The sequence below is a fragment of the Klebsiella sp. GG_Kp175 genome, assembly GCF_040062325.1.
Lineage (GTDB): Bacteria > Pseudomonadota > Gammaproteobacteria > Enterobacterales > Enterobacteriaceae > Klebsiella > Klebsiella quasipneumoniae.
Genome location: NZ_JBEAFX010000001.1, coordinates 22,205 through 36,221 on the forward strand (window position 1 = coordinate 22,205; position 14,017 = coordinate 36,221).

12 protein-coding genes are annotated in these 14,017 nt (G+C 56.6%); 7 read left to right on the forward strand and 5 right to left on the reverse strand.

The annotated features are described in order from the left end of the window. Positions 1-28 precede the first annotated feature (28 nt). Both yhdP and tldD read left to right on the forward strand, forming a co-directional pair. Positions 29-3,826, forward strand: a complete 3,798-nt coding sequence (gene yhdP, locus ABLU73_RS00115) for an AsmA2 domain-containing protein YhdP (RefSeq protein WP_065878044.1) — start codon at positions 29-31, stop codon at positions 3,824-3,826. An 88-nt stretch (positions 3,827-3,914) separates the two neighbouring features. Next, complete coding sequence (gene tldD / locus ABLU73_RS00120; RefSeq protein ID WP_004206236.1) at positions 3,915-5,360, forward strand: metalloprotease TldD; 1,446 nt, start codon at positions 3,915-3,917, stop codon at positions 5,358-5,360. A 35-nt stretch (positions 5,361-5,395) separates the two neighbouring features. Here tldD and aaeR read toward each other — a convergent pair whose 3' ends face one another. Continuing rightward, positions 5,396-6,325 carry an HTH-type transcriptional activator AaeR gene (gene aaeR, locus ABLU73_RS00125; RefSeq protein ID WP_004206235.1) on the reverse strand — a complete coding sequence of 310 codons (930 nt, stop codon included), beginning with the start codon at positions 6,323-6,325 and terminating at the stop codon, positions 5,396-5,398. Positions 6,326-6,456: 131 nt separating this feature from the next. Between aaeR and aaeX the strand changes: the two genes are divergently transcribed. From aaeX to ABLU73_RS00145, 4 genes are all read left to right on the forward strand, one after another. Then, positions 6,457-6,660: a p-hydroxybenzoic acid efflux pump operon protein AaeX gene (gene aaeX, locus ABLU73_RS00130; RefSeq protein ID WP_002918640.1), complete on the forward strand. Its 204-nt coding sequence runs from the start codon at positions 6,457-6,459 to the stop codon at positions 6,658-6,660. Positions 6,661-6,667: 7 nt separating this feature from the next. Beyond that, positions 6,668-7,600 (forward strand): p-hydroxybenzoic acid efflux pump subunit AaeA, encoded by a 933-nt coding sequence (aaeA, locus tag ABLU73_RS00135; protein WP_004206234.1) that lies wholly within the window; start codon positions 6,668-6,670, stop codon positions 7,598-7,600. Between the two features lie 5 nt (positions 7,601-7,605). Next, entirely contained in the window at positions 7,606-9,573 is a 1,968-nt protein-coding gene (aaeB, locus tag ABLU73_RS00140) for a p-hydroxybenzoic acid efflux pump subunit AaeB (protein ID WP_004206233.1), read from the forward strand. Between the two features lie 79 nt (positions 9,574-9,652). Beyond that, positions 9,653-9,928 (forward strand): barstar family protein, encoded by a 276-nt coding sequence (locus ABLU73_RS00145; RefSeq protein ID WP_004206232.1) that lies wholly within the window; start codon positions 9,653-9,655, stop codon positions 9,926-9,928. 50 nt (positions 9,929-9,978) lie between these two features. On the opposite strand, the gene yhcN-B is transcribed toward ABLU73_RS00145, so the two are convergent. The 3 genes from yhcN-B to argR all read right to left on the reverse strand — a co-directional run bounded on the left by yhcN-B (position 9,979) and on the right by argR (position 11,450). After that, positions 9,979-10,245 (reverse strand): DUF1471 family stress response protein YhcN-B, encoded by a 267-nt coding sequence (gene yhcN-B, locus ABLU73_RS00150; protein ID WP_002918627.1) that lies wholly within the window; start codon positions 10,243-10,245, stop codon positions 9,979-9,981. A gap of 97 nt (positions 10,246-10,342) precedes the next feature. Then, on the reverse strand, positions 10,343-10,606 hold the full coding sequence (gene yhcN / locus ABLU73_RS00155) for a peroxide/acid stress response protein YhcN (protein ID WP_264923563.1): 264 nt from the start codon (positions 10,604-10,606) through the stop codon (positions 10,343-10,345). A 373-nt stretch (positions 10,607-10,979) separates the two neighbouring features. After that, positions 10,980-11,450 (reverse strand): transcriptional regulator ArgR, encoded by a 471-nt coding sequence (gene argR / locus ABLU73_RS00160; protein ID WP_002918625.1) that lies wholly within the window; start codon positions 11,448-11,450, stop codon positions 10,980-10,982. Between the two features lie 414 nt (positions 11,451-11,864). Between argR and mdh the strand changes: the two genes are divergently transcribed. Beyond that, complete coding sequence (mdh, locus tag ABLU73_RS00165) at positions 11,865-12,803, forward strand: malate dehydrogenase (protein ID WP_004206230.1); 939 nt, start codon at positions 11,865-11,867, stop codon at positions 12,801-12,803. A 135-nt stretch (positions 12,804-12,938) separates the two neighbouring features. Here the strand turns inward: mdh and degS are convergent, their stop codons facing one another. Continuing rightward, positions 12,939-13,997: an outer membrane-stress sensor serine endopeptidase DegS gene (gene degS / locus ABLU73_RS00170; RefSeq protein ID WP_002918568.1), complete on the reverse strand. Its 1,059-nt coding sequence runs from the start codon at positions 13,995-13,997 to the stop codon at positions 12,939-12,941. Between the last annotated feature and the right edge of the window lie 20 nt (positions 13,998-14,017).

Genomic DNA, 14,017 nt, shown 5'->3' on the forward strand with positions numbered 1-14,017 from the left:
TCATTGTGCGGCTGACAAGGAGAGAGGCGTGAGGCGACTGCCCGGGATTTTATTGCTCACCGTGGCAACATTGATTGTTATCGTCGCGCTGCTGGTGAGTGGCTTGCGTCTCGTGTTGCCGCAGCTCGACGCCTGGCGTCCGCAGCTGCTGGAGAAAATCTCCGCCCTCACCGGCACGCCGGTGGATGCCTCGCAGATCGCCGCCAGCTGGCAAACTTTTGGCCCAACATTAGATGTCCGCGATATTCATGTTGGGCTGAAGGATGGCGGGACAATGGCGGTCAAGCGCGTGACCCTGGCGCTGGACGTCTGGCAAAGTCTGCTGCATATGCGCTGGCAGTTTCGCGATCTCACCTTCTGGCAGCTGCAGGTCCATACCAATACCCCGATTCAGACCAATGACGGCGGCGAAAGTCTGAAAACCGACCGCATCAGCGATCTCTTTTTACGTCAGTTCGACCACTTTACTCTGCGCGACAGCCATCTGAGCTTCCTGACCATTTCTGGTCAGCGGGCGGAGCTGGCGGTCCCGCAGCTGACCTGGCTTAACGGCAGGAACCGTCACCGCGCCGAGGGGCAGCTCAGCCTTTCCAGTCTCACCGGCCAGCATGGCGTCATGCAGGTGCGGATGGATCTCCGCGATGAGGATGGCCTGCTGAATAAAGGCCGGGTCTGGCTGCAGGCTGACGATATTGACGTCAAACCCTGGCTGGGCCGCTGGATGCAGGACAATATCGCGCTGAAAAGCGCCCGCTTCAGCCTCGAAGGCTGGATGACTATTGAAAAAGGCGATGTAGCCAGCGGCGACGTATGGCTGAAAAAAGGGGGCGCCAGCTGGCAAGGGGATAGCGAGGTTCATCATCTGTCAGTGGATAACCTGACGGCGCATCTCTCTCACGACAAGCAGAGCTGGGGCTTCTATATTCCCGATACGCGGATCGCGATCGACGATAAACCGTGGCCAAGCGGCGCGCTGGCGATGGCGTGGATCCCGGAGCAGGATGTCGGTGGCGACGGTCATCAGCGTAGCGATGAATTACGTATTCGCGCCAGCAATTTAGCGCTCAGTGGCCTGAGCGGATTGCAGCCGTTTGCCGATAAGCTGGCGCCTTCTTTGGGCGAACTCTGGCGCACCACGCAGCCCAGCGGCAAAATCAATCTGCTGGCTCTCGATATTCCCCTGCAGGCGACGGAGAAAACGCGCTTTCAGGCGCAGTGGAGCGATCTGGCGTGGAAGCAGTGGAAACTCCTGCCGGGAGCGGAACACTTTTCCGGCAGCCTGAATGGCAGCGTGGAGCACGGGGAACTGCGCGCCCGCATGACGAAGGCGCAGATGCCGTATGCCGGAGTTTTCCGGGCCCCGCTGGAGATCGCCGCTGGCGAAGCCACCCTCAGCTGGGTGAAAAATGACAAAGGCTTTATGCTTGATGGCCGCGATATTGACGTGCAGGCGACGGGGGTACGCGCCCGCGGCGGCTTCCGCTATCTGCAACCGCAGGGGGACGATCCGTGGCTGGGCATTCTGGCGGGGATCAGCACCAACGATGGCGGCCAGGCGTGGCGTTACTTCCCGGAAAACCTGATGGGCAAAGCGCTGGTGGACTATCTCAGCGGCGCGATTAAAGCCGGGCAGGCCCGCGATGCGACGCTGGTGTATGGTGGTAACCCACATCTGTTCCCGTATCCGCACAATGAAGGCCAGTTCCAGGTTTACGTCCCGCTGAAGAATGCCACTTTCGCTTTTCAACCGGACTGGCCGGCGCTGACCGGGCTGAATATCGACCTCAATTTTATCAACAGCGGCCTGTGGATGCGGGCGGATAAAGCGATGCTCGGCAATGTGACCGCCAGCAATCTCGATGCCGTGATCCCGGATTATGCGCAGGAAAAACTGCTGATTGATGCTGACATCAAAGGCCCGGGCAAAGAGGTGGGCCCTTATTTCAACACCACGCCATTGAAAGCCTCGCTCGGGGCAGCGCTGGATTCCCTGCAGCTGGATGGGGATGTGAGCGCTCGCTTACATCTGAATATCCCCCTCGATGGCGAGATGACCACCGCGAAAGGCGATGTACGGCTGCAGAATAATACCTTGTTTATCAAACCATTAGACACTACGTTGCAGAATCTAAGCGGTAATTTCAGCTTTGTGAATGGCGATCTCAATAGTCAAACGTTGAGCGCGACCTGGTTTAATCAGCCGCTGAACCTCAATTTTTCCACCCGCGAAGGCGAAAAAGCGTTTCTGGTGGATGTCGGGATGAATGCCACCTGGCAGCCGTCGCGTACCGGACTGCTGCCGAAAGCGGTTAATGAGACGCTGAGCGGTAGCGTTCCGTGGGAGGGCAAGGTCGCTATCGAACTGCCGTACCATGGCAATGCCAGCTATAAGGTTGATATCAATGGCGATCTGAAGAATGTGAGCAGTCACTTACCTTCACCGGTCAACAAGTCCGCTGGCGAACCCCTGCCGGTCAAAATTAACGTCGCCGGCGGTCTGAGCAGCTTCGACCTGACCGGATCCGTTGGCGCGAAGAATCATATCAACAGCCGCTGGTTGCTGAACCGTAAGCTGACGCTGGACAGAGCGATCCTCACGACGGATAGCAAAGGCCTCTCTCCGCTGCCCGACCAGCCCGGCGTTGAACTCAATCTGCCGCCGATGGATGGCGCGCAATGGCTGGCGCTGTTCCAGAAGGGCGCGGCGAATGAAGTCAGCAGCAGTGTCCTCTTTCCACCGCGCATTGTGCTGCGTACGCCGTCGCTGGCGCTGGCCGGCCAGCAATGGAACAACGTCAGCCTGATGTCGCAGCCGGTCGCCGGCGGCTCGCAGGTTGAGGCGCAGGGGCGTGAGATCAACGCCACCCTGACGATGCGCGACAATGCCCCGTGGCTGGCAAATGTGCGTTATCTCTATTTCAACCCGGCCAGCGCCAGCGGCAAGGGCGGAACGGAGAACGTGACTTCTCAGGCGGAGACGCGGCTGGATTTCCACGGCTGGCCCGATCTGCAACTGCGCTGCGCGGAATGCTGGCTGTGGGGGCAAAAATATGGCCGCATCGACGGCGATGTGACAATCAAGGGCGATACCTTAACGCTCTCCAACGGCCTGGTGGATACCGGGTTTGGCCGGCTGACGACCGACGGCGTGTGGGTTAACGCCCCTTCCGGGGTGCGCACCTCGCTGAAAGGCAGACTGCATGGCAATAAAACGGATGAATTTGCGGATTTCTTTGGCGTTTCCACACCGGTGAAGGATTCGCCGTTTGATATCGACTACGATCTCCACTGGCGCGCGCCGCCCTGGTCACCCGATGTCGCCTCGCTCAATGGAATCATTAAAAGCCACCTCGGCAAGGGGCAGTTTACCGACCTGAGTACCGGACATGCAGGCCAGCTGCTGCGTTTGCTGAGCGTCGATGCCCTACTGCGCAAACTGCGCTTCGACTTCAGCGATACCTTCAGCGAAGGTTTTTACTTTGACTCGATTAACAGTACGGCATGGATTAAGGATGGCGTACTGCATACCGATGATACGCTGGTGGATGGTCTGGAGGCGGACATTGCCATGAAAGGGTCGGTCGATCTGGTGCGTCGCCAGCTGGATCTGCAGGCGGTGGTCGCGCCGGAGATCTCCGCGACCGTCGGCGTGGCGGCGGCTTTTGCTGTCAACCCGATTGTCGGCGCGGCGGTGTTTGCCGCCAGCAAGGTGCTGGGGCCGCTGTGGAACAAAGTCTCGATACTGCGCTATCGCATCACCGGCCCGATTGACCAGCCGCAGATCAATGAAGTGCTGCGCCAGGCGCGCAGCAACAAAAAGCAATGATTTGACGATTGCCGGGAATTGCCGCAATCTCAATAGATAGCCTTCTGTATTTCCGCCTGTCAGGCGGCAACAAACGAGTAGCATAACGATGAGTCTGAACCTGGTAAGTGAACAATTACTGTCGGCAAATGGCCTGAATCATCAGGACCTGTTTGCCATTCTTGGTCAACTGACCGAGCGCCGCCTCGATTACGGCGATCTTTATTTTCAGTCGAGCTATCACGAATCCTGGGTTCTGGAAGACAGCATCATTAAAGATGGGTCGTACAATATCGACCAGGGCGTAGGCGTGCGCGCCGTCAGCGGCGAAAAAACGGGCTTTGCCTACGCTGACCAGATCAGCAAGCTGGCGCTGGAGCAGAGCGCCCAGGCGGCGCGGACCATTGTGCGCGAGACCGGCAATGGCAAAGTACAGACGCTCGGCGCCGTAGAGCACAGCGCCCTCTATACCAGCATCGACCCGCTGCAGAGTATGAGCCGGGAAGAGAAGCTGGATATTCTCCGCCGGGTCGACAAAGTCGCTCGCGCGGCGGATCAGCGTGTGCAGGAGGTTTCGGCCAGCCTGAGCGGCGTCTATGAACTGATTCTGGTGGCCGCCACCGACGGCACTCTGGCCGCGGACGTTCGTCCGCTGGTGCGCCTCTCGGTCAGCGTACTGGTGGAAGAGGACGGCAAACGCGAGCGCGGCAGCAGCGGCGGCGGCGGGCGTTTTGGCTATGACTATTTCCTCGCCTCTCAGGAGGGCGAAGTGCGGGCCGACGCCTGGGCGAAAGAAGCGGTGCGCATGGCGCTGGTTAACCTCTCGGCGGTCGCCGCCCCGGCGGGAATGCTGCCGGTGGTGCTCGGCGCCGGCTGGCCTGGCGTCCTGCTGCACGAAGCGGTCGGTCATGGCCTGGAAGGCGATTTCAACCGTCGCGGCACCTCGGTCTTCAGCGGCCATATGGGGGAATTAGTCGCGTCTGAACTGTGCACCGTCGTGGACGACGGCACCATCGTCGACCGTCGTGGCTCGGTGGCTATCGATGATGAAGGCACGCCGGGTCAATACAATGTGCTGATCGAAAATGGCATCCTGAAAGGCTACATGCAGGATAAACTCAATGCGCGTCTGATGGGCGTCGCGCCGACCGGCAACGGCCGCCGTGAATCCTATGCCCATCTGCCGATGCCGCGTATGACCAACACCTATATGCTGGCGGGCCAGTCCACGCCGCAGGAGATTATCGAGTCGGTGGACTATGGTATCTTCGCGCCTAACTTCGGCGGCGGGCAGGTGGATATCACCTCCGGTAAGTTTGTCTTCTCCACCTCCGAGGCCTATCTGATCGAAAAAGGCAAGGTCACGAAGGCGGTGAAAGGGGCTACCCTGATCGGCTCCGGGATTGAGACCATGCAGCAGATTTCGATGGTGGGTAACGATCTGCGTCTGGATAACGGCGTCGGCGTCTGTGGCAAAGAGGGCCAGAGCGTGCCGGTGGGCGTTGGCCAGCCGACCCTGAAGGTCGATAATCTTACCGTCGGCGGCACCGCCTGATCCTGACCGGGTTCCCGGCGTCGCCGGGAACCGCTTCAGCGGGCGATCCCTCTCCCGTGCATCCCCTGATAGATCTTCGCCACGTCGACAAAATATTCCGTCAGATAGTTGATACAGACCTGCACTTTCAGCGGCAGTTTATCCTTTTCGGTGTACAGGGCGTAAACCGGCCGCGGATCGGACTGGTAGCTCGGCAGCAGGATCTCAAGCTCACCACGATTGATCTCTTCGATCGCCCACATCAACGGCACATAGGCGATACCCACCCCGGCGGTCAGCCAGCGCACCAGCGTCATGGGGTCGTTGGTCACAAAGCGCCCCTGTGGGGTCAGGCGGGTTGAGATCCCTTCCGGCGCGATAATGACAAACTCATTGTCCGGCCGCACGCTATATTCCAGCCAGGCATGCCCGGTAAGATCGGCCGGTTTCTCCGGATTGCCAGCCTGCGCCAGATAGCTTTTCGCGGCGCATAATACCATCGGCATTGATCCCAGGCGGCGGGAAAAAAGGCTGGAATCCTGCAGGGCACCCACGCGGATCACCACGTCAAGACCGTCGGCGATCAGGTCCGGCGCAGGTATGCCGGTGACCAGATTGACGGAGAGCCCGGGGTATTCTTTCAGCATTTTCGCCGTTATGCGCGCCAGAACATTCTGTGCCATAGTTGAAGAGCAGCCGATACGCAGCGTCCCGATGGGGGTGTTGTTAAATGCGTATAATTGCTCATGGACATCCTGCGCTTCAAACAGCATCCTACGGCAGCCCTGATAGTAAATTTTACCCGCTTCCGTTAAGCCAAGGCTGCGGGTGCTGCGGTTGAGCAGCTTCACCTGCAGTTCATCTTCCAGTTTGGCGACGGTCTGACTGATTGAGGAAACGCTCATCTGAAGCTGGCGGGCCGCTGCGGTGAAGGAACCTAATTCGACCACTTTGGCGAAAACGGACATGCGCTTTAATCGTTCCATTATTCACTCTGGCTTAAAAGTGATTTAGATCACACATTGTAGATAATGCGGCAATCGTTACGTTAATATATTGTTAGCTACATAATAAACGCATCTGCTCACTACCTGTACGCTTCTTATTCAAGGTCATCATGAGTCTGTTTCCTGTCATCGTGATTTTCGGCTTATCGTTTCCGCCGATCTTCTTCGAGTTGCTGTTGTCGCTGGCCATCTTCTGGCTGGTGCACCGATTGCTGGTTCCGACCGGCATTTACGATTTTGTCTGGCACCCTGCACTGTTTAATACGGCGCTATATTGCTGCCTTTTTTATTTGATATCGCGCTTGTTCGTTTGAGGTTGATGTGAAAACACTAACAAGAAATATCCTCCGTACTGCTATTACCGTGATACTGGTCATTTTGGCCTTCGTAGCGATTTTCCGCGCCTGGGTTTACTACACCGCCTCGCCGTGGACGCGGGATGCGCGCTTTAGCGCCGACATTGTGGCCATTGCCCCCGACGTCTCCGGGCTGATCTCCCAGGTAAACGTCAAGGATAACCAACTGGTTAAGAAAGACCAGGTATTGTTCGTTATTGACCAGCCTCGTTACCAAAAAGCGCTGGCGCAGGCGGAAGCCGATGTCGCCTACTACCAGACGTTAGCCCAGGAAAAACGTGTCGAAGCCGGTCGGCGTAATAAGCTTGGCGTCCAGGCGATGTCGCGGGAAGAGATTGACCAGGCGAACAATGTGCTGCAGACGGTTGAGCATCAGCTGGCGAAAGCGGTGGCCAGCCGCGACCTGGCCAGACTGGACCTGGAGCGCACGGAGATTCGCGCCCCTGCGGATGGTTGGGTAACCAACCTTAACGTCTATACCGGGGAATTTATCACCCGCGGCTCCACGGCGGTGGCGCTGGTGAAAGAGAATACATTTTACGTCATGGCCTATCTGGAAGAGACCAAACTGGAAGGCGTCCGTCCTGGCTATCGGGCGGAAATTACCCCGCTTGGCAGCAGCAAAACCATTAAAGGCACGGTGGACAGTATCGCTGCGGGGGTAACCAACGCCAGCAGCAGCAGCGACTCGAAAGGGATGGCCTCGGTGGATTCCAACCTTGAATGGGTGCGTCTGGCGCAGCGTGTGCCGGTACGTATTCGCCTTGACCACCAGCAGGGGAATCTGTGGCCATCGGGCACGACGGCGACGGTGGTGATCACCGGTAAAGAAGACCGTGATACCAGCCAGGCCAACTTCTTCCAGAAACTGGCTATGCGCCTGCGCGAATTCGGTTAATCGCTATGGGGACATATACTATTGCTCCCCAGCATCTCCGCTTTGCCATTAAGCTTGCATGCGCGGTGGTGCTGGCGCTGTTCGTCGGCTTCCATTTTCAGCTCGAAACGCCGCGCTGGGCGGTGCTGACCGCGGCAATCGTCGCCGCTGGCCCGGCCTTTGCCGCCGGGGGAGAGCCGTACTCCGGCGCGATCCGCTATCGCGGCATGTTGCGTATTGCCGGGACCTTTATCGGCTGTATTGCGGCGCTGGTTATCATCATCCTGATGATCCGCGCCCCTCTGCTGATGATGCTGGTATGCTGCCTGTGGGCCGGGTTTTGTACCTGGGTTTCGTCGCTGGTCAAGGTCGAAAACTCCTATGCCTGGGGACTGGCCGGCTACACCGCGCTGATTATCATTATTACCATCCACACCGATCCGATGCTGGCGCCGCAGTTTGCCGTTGAGCGCTGCAGCGAAATTGTCATCGGGATTGTCAGCGCCATCGTCGCCGATCTGCTTTTCTCCCCGCGTTCGATTAAAAAAGAGATCGACCTTGAGCTGGATAACCTGCTGATTGCCCAGTATAAGCTGATGCAGTTATGCGTTGCGCACGGCGAAAAAGAGGAAGTGGATCAGGCCTGGGGAGCGCTGGTGCGTCGTACCACGGCGCTGGAAGGCATGCGCAGTAACCTGATTATGGAATCCTCTCGCTGGGCTAAGGCGAATCAACGCCTGAAGGCGATCAATACCCTCTCGCTAACGCTTATCACCCAGGCTTGCGAAACCTACCTGATTCAGAACTCGCGACCGGAAATGGTGACGGACGACTACCGCGAGCTGTTTGCTGAGCCGGTTGAGACAGTGCAGGATGTTCACCAGCAGCTGAAGCGTATGCGTCGCTTCCTGACCTGGAAAGGCGAGCATAATACGCCGGTCACCATCTACAGCTGGGTAGGCGCAGCCACCCGTTACCTGCTGCTTAAGCGTGGCGTGGTGGGCAATACCAAAATCAGCCGCATCGAAGACGGTGTATTGCGCGGTGAAACGGTGGTTAAAGTGGAGTCCGCCGAGCGTCACCACGCGATGGTGAACTTCTGGCGCACCTCCGTCTCCTGTATCCTCGGGACGCTGTTCTGGCTGTGGACGGGCTGGACCTCAGGCAGCGGGGCGATGGTAATGATTGCCGTGGTTACCGCGCTGGCGATGCGTCTACCTAACCCGAGAATGGTGGCGATAGACTTCCTCTACGGTACTCTGGCGGCGTTACCGCTGGGTACCCTGTACTTTCTGGTGATCATGCCGGCGACGCAGCAGAGTATGCTGCTGCTCTGTATCAGCCTGGCGGCGATGGCGTTTTTTATCGGTATCGAAGTGCAGAAAAGGCGCCTCGGATCGCTGGGAGCGCTGGCGAGCACCATCAACATTCTGGTGCTGGATAACCCGATGCAGTTCCAGTTCAGCCAGTTCCTCGATAGCGCGCTGGGGCAGATCGTCGGCTGTTTCCTCGCTCTGATGGTTATTCTCATTGTCAGGGATAACTCCCGGGCCAGAACCGGTCGGGTGCTGCTGAACCAGTTTGTCTCCGCGGCGGTCTCTTCGCTGACCACCAACTCGGCGCGTCGCAAAGAGAATCATCTGCCCGCGCTCTATCAGCAGCTGTTTTTGTTGCTCAACAAATTTCCCGGCGATGTCGCCCGTTTCCGTCTGGCGTTGACGTTAATCATTGCCCACCAGCGCCTGCGCGATGCGCCCGTGCCGGTGAACGAGGATTTGTCGGCGTTCCATCGCCAGCTGCGACGTACTGCGGATCATGTGATCTCCGCCGGGAGCGATGATAAGCGTCGGCGCTACTTTACCCGGCTGCTGGCGGAGCTTGATGTTTATCAGGAGAAGCTGCGGGTCTGGGAGGCTTCGCCGCAGGTGACCGAGCCGGTACGGCGACTGGTTGAGATGTTGCACAAGTACCAGCATGTGCTGACCAGCAGTTAACCCATAAACCGACGCCCAGGCGTCGGTTTTTTTATCGCTATACTTAACGGCGACAGGAAGAGAAGCGGGAGGGGCTGTCATGACCACCTATACGTTTGATTTTGACGAAATCGCCGAGCAACAGGATTTCTACCGGGAGTTCTCCCGGACCTTCGACCTGGCTCAGGATAAGGTCAACAACCTTGATTCGCTATGGGACGCGGTGACCGGTGGGCTGCTGCCGCTGCCGCTGGACATTGAGTTCATCCATTTAAATGACAAGCAGCGTCGGCGCTTTGGGGCATTAATTTTATTATTTGATGAAGCAGAGGAAGAGCTGGAGGGGGAGTTACGTTTTAACGCCCGGCAGGCATAAAAAAGCCCCCGGCAGGCGGGGGCAAGTCGTCGAAATAAGACGACGAGGGTTTATTTGTACAGCTCAGCGGTGGCGTGCCAGCTATCGCCGGTACGTGCTTCAATAATACGGTAGCTGCTGGCGCCTTCTTTCTCGGCTTTAGCGGCCAGTTCCTGACGCATGTCCATTGGCGCACTACCTACCTGGGAAACCGAGATGGTGCCCATGGATTGCAGATTCTGGGCTTGCTCAGCGTTCACTTGCTGAACAGCCGCGCTAGCGCCGAAAGAGAGCAGGGAAGCCAGGCCAAGGGATGCGATGATCATTGCGCGTTTCATAATCTTTACTCCAGTCTTTGTTTCGCCGCGGCGGGCGATGAATGGGGCCGGGCCGCGGTAGAGAATTTTTGTCGGTTAATCGTTGACGATCTAAAACTTATTTATACAGCTCAGCAGTGGCATGCCAGTGGTCGCCAGTGCGGGCTTCGATAATGCGGTAAGAAGAAGCTCCTTCTTCCTGCGCTTTTTTGTTCAGCATTTCATGCATATCCATCGGGGATGATGCTACCGCGCCGACGGATACTATGCCGATGGCCTCGCGGCCCTGGGCCTGCTCGCTGTTGATAACGTCAGCGGCGAAAGCGCCAAACGACATGACGGACAGGATGCTGAGAGCTGCTACAGTGGTTTTGATTTTCATGATGTTCACCTCGTCGAATCTTTTTGTTGAGGGTCTTTGTTTCGTGACCCTCATCACAAAAACAAGTATACACTAATCACCAAAAATATTAATACCATGCTAATTGTTTTGTGCGTTAATAGTTACAATGGATAGCGCTTTTTATAACCGATAAGAATTAAAAATGACAAGTCGTAGACGGAGATAAGTTTTATTTCTAATAAAATCATAAAGGTATACGATTTTGATCTTTTGTGCGTTTTAGGCGTTTGCCTTACGTAAAAGAACGTATAGACAGGCTAAATCACACAAAATGTTAAATTTTTGTTGAGTTGAAAGGGGGAAGAGAGAAGAGGAGGTAATCCACCCTCTGACGATTGCCAGAGGGGAATGCTCAGAGTTCCTGTTCGAACAGCACCAGGATAGCGTCGTGCAGATCTTTCACTGTGAAACCACGCGCTGGCGTGGTGAAGATGGTGTCATCCCCGGCGATGCTGCCAAGAATACCTTCCGCCTTGCCCAGCGAGTCGAGAAGACGGGCAATCAGCTGCGCTGCTCCGGGGCTGGTATGGATCACCACGACGGCATCGTTATAGTCGATATCCAGCACCAGATTTTTCAGTGGGCTGGAGGTGGTCGGCACGCCAAGCTCGGCAGGCAGGCAATAGACCATTTCCATTTTGGCGTTACGGGTACGAACCGCGCCAAATTTGGTGAGCATGCGGGAAACCTTCGATTGGTTGATATTCTCGAAGCCCTCTTCCTGCAGCGCCTGAACGATCTCTCCCTGCGAGCTGAATTTCTCTTCTTTAAGCAGCGCTTTAAACGCTTTAACCAGTTCTTCTTGTTTTGCCGAACTTCGCATAAGTCACCCAGATTATGGTGGTAAAATCAACATCATTATGCATAACCGTGAATTTTTATGCAAATAATCCGCGAAGGGATAGGTCAATAATGTTATGAAGGGGGCATATTTTAGCAAAAAAACCGTATAAGGAACATGTTCTCATCACAACGCTTAAAGCCATGTAAAAGTAAATGAAATGTTATTGAGTTGGTGTTGTTTTGCGCAACTGGCTGGGTGTATTGTAACCAATAGTCGATCCGGTACTTCGCTTTGCTGGATGGTCAGTCAGGAAGCATAACGTGCGCCGCTGTTCTATTGCTACGCACAATCATGCATTCTTCAGCCATAATCATTGTAATTGTTCATCTTGTGAATTAAGGTCCAGGCGACGGAATAACGAAAGACTAAATTAACCATAATAAGGAGTTTAGGATGAAAGTTGCAGTCCTTGGCGCTGCCGGTGGTATCGGCCAGGCGCTTGCCCTACTACTTAAGACCCAACTGCCTTCAGGTTCAGAGCTCTCGTTGTACGACATCGCTCCGGTTACGCCGGGCGTGGCGGTAGATCTAAGTCATATCCCCACAGATGTAAAAATTAAAGGATTTTCCGGTGAAGATGCTACCCCAGCGCTGGAAGGCGCTGATGTGGTGCTGATCTCCGCGGGCGTAGCGCGTAAGCCCGGCATGGATCGTTCAGACCTGTTTAATGTGAATGCGGGTATCGTTAAGAACCTCGTGCAGCAGATTGCCAAAACCTGCCCGCAGGCCTGCATCGGCATTATCACCAACCCGGTGAATACCACCGTGGCTATCGCCGCCGAAGTGCTGAAAAAAGCTGGCGTGTACGATAAAAACAAACTGTTCGGCGTGACTACGCTGGACATCATCCGCTCCAATACCTTTGTGGCGGAGCTGAAAGGTAAATCGGCAACCGAGGTGGAAGTCCCGGTTATTGGCGGTCACTCCGGGGTCACCATTCTGCCTTTACTGTCGCAGATCCCGGGCGTCAGCTTTAGCGATCAGGAAGTGGCCGATCTGACTAAACGCATTCAAAACGCCGGTACCGAGGTCGTGGAAGCGAAAGCGGGCGGCGGGTCGGCGACTTTGTCGATGGGTCAGGCGGCTGCGCGCTTTGGTCTCTCTCTGGTTCGCGCCATGCAGGGAGAAAAAGGTGTAGTGGAGTGTGCCTACGTGGAAGGCGACGGCGAGTATGCGCGTTTCTTCTCCCAGCCGCTGCTGCTGGGGAAAAACGGCGTGGAAGAGCGTCAATCTATCGGCAAACTCAGCGCCTTTGAGCAACAGGCGCTGGAAGGCATGCTGGACACCCTGAAGAAAGATATCGCGCTCGGTGAAGACTTCGTTAACAAGTAACCTCGCACGTGCAAAAAAGCCGGAACCGTTGTTCCGGCTTTTTATTGCCTTGCATTCATGGTGACCGGGTTTCTGGTCAGATTCCCGGCCGATCCGGTATCTAGCGAATAACGTAGCCCCCAGCCGGAGAGCCGCTTAGTTGGTGGCCGGGTATTCCTGAACGGCGATATGGAGCGTGATTTTCTTATCATCTCGCATGATGACCACCGGAATTTCCGATCCCGGACGGATCTCGGCCACCTGATCCATCGTTTCCAGTGCAGAGACCGCAGGTTTGTCATTCACGGAGATGATCACGTCGTTGGCGCGGATCCCCGCCTGTGCGGCCGGTCCGTCCGGCGCGACATCGTTAACCACGATCCCCTGGATCTGATCGATCCCGCCGCCCTGCGCGTGTAGCGGGGCGATCTCCCGGCCGCTAATGCCGATATAGCCGCGGATCACCCGGCCATCGCGGATCAGCTTATCCATAATTTTGGTCGCTAACTGGAACGGGATCGCAAAGCCAATGCCTTCCGGCGTTTCGCCGTCGTTGCTCTTATCAAAGGAGAGGGTGTTAATGCCCATCAGCTCGCCGAGGGAGTTCACCAGCGCCCCGCCGGAGTTACCGTGGTTGATCGACGCGTCAGTCTGCAGGAAATTCTGGCGCCCGGTGGGGTTGAGGCCAATGCGCCCTGTGGCGCTGATGATCCCCTGGGTGATGGTCTGTCCCAGGTTATAGGGGTTGCCAATCGCCAGCACCACATCGCCGATGTGCGGCGTGCGTTTCGGGTTGATCGGGATCACCGGCAGCCCGCCGGTGGCGTTGATCTTCAGCACCGCGAGGTCGGTCAGGGAATCGGAGCCTACCAGCAGCGCTTCGAAGACCCGGCCGTCCTGCAGCGCGACGATAATCTGGTCGGCATCGTTAATCACATGCTTGTTGGTCAGGATATAGCCGCGCTGGTCCATGATCACCCCGGAGCCAAGCGTCAGCTGATTATGGCTGGTGCTGTTCAGGGCGCGGTTATAGACGTTCACTACGGCGGGCGCCGCGCGGCGTACGGCGGCGTTATAGCTCGCAGGGGAGTCGTCTGCCGTATCGTTCTGAGTGGTCGGCGCCAGCTGCCACTGGCGCAGCGAAGGCATCAAGGCCAACAGCAGGCCCCCGACAAGCAAACCGATGAGTACTGAACGTAATAACTTTCCAGGCATGATGCAGATATCGTTAATGA

Bases quoted from the DNA above. Each gene is read 5' to 3' on its own strand.
- aaeX (WP_002918640.1), top strand. From the start codon at position 6,457: ATGAGTCTGTTTCCTGTCATCGTGATTTTCGGCTTATCGTTTCCGCCG.
- yhcN (WP_264923563.1), bottom strand. From the start codon at position 10,606: ATGAAAATCAAAACCACTGTAGCAGCTCTCAGCATCCTGTCCGTCATG.
- yhcN-B (WP_002918627.1), bottom strand. From the start codon at position 10,245: ATGAAACGCGCAATGATCATCGCATCCCTTGGCCTGGCTTCCCTGCTC.
- aaeR (WP_004206235.1), bottom strand. From the start codon at position 6,325: ATGGAACGATTAAAGCGCATGTCCGTTTTCGCCAAAGTGGTCGAATTA.
- argR (WP_002918625.1), bottom strand. From the start codon at position 11,450: ATGCGAAGTTCGGCAAAACAAGAAGAACTGGTTAAAGCGTTTAAAGCG.
- tldD (WP_004206236.1), top strand. From the start codon at position 3,915: ATGAGTCTGAACCTGGTAAGTGAACAATTACTGTCGGCAAATGGCCTG.
- mdh (WP_004206230.1), top strand. From the start codon at position 11,865: ATGAAAGTTGCAGTCCTTGGCGCTGCCGGTGGTATCGGCCAGGCGCTT.
- ABLU73_RS00145 (WP_004206232.1), top strand. From the start codon at position 9,653: ATGACCACCTATACGTTTGATTTTGACGAAATCGCCGAGCAACAGGAT.
- degS (WP_002918568.1), bottom strand. From the start codon at position 13,997: ATGCCTGGAAAGTTATTACGTTCAGTACTCATCGGTTTGCTTGTCGGG.
- aaeB (WP_004206233.1), top strand. From the start codon at position 7,606: ATGGGGACATATACTATTGCTCCCCAGCATCTCCGCTTTGCCATTAAG.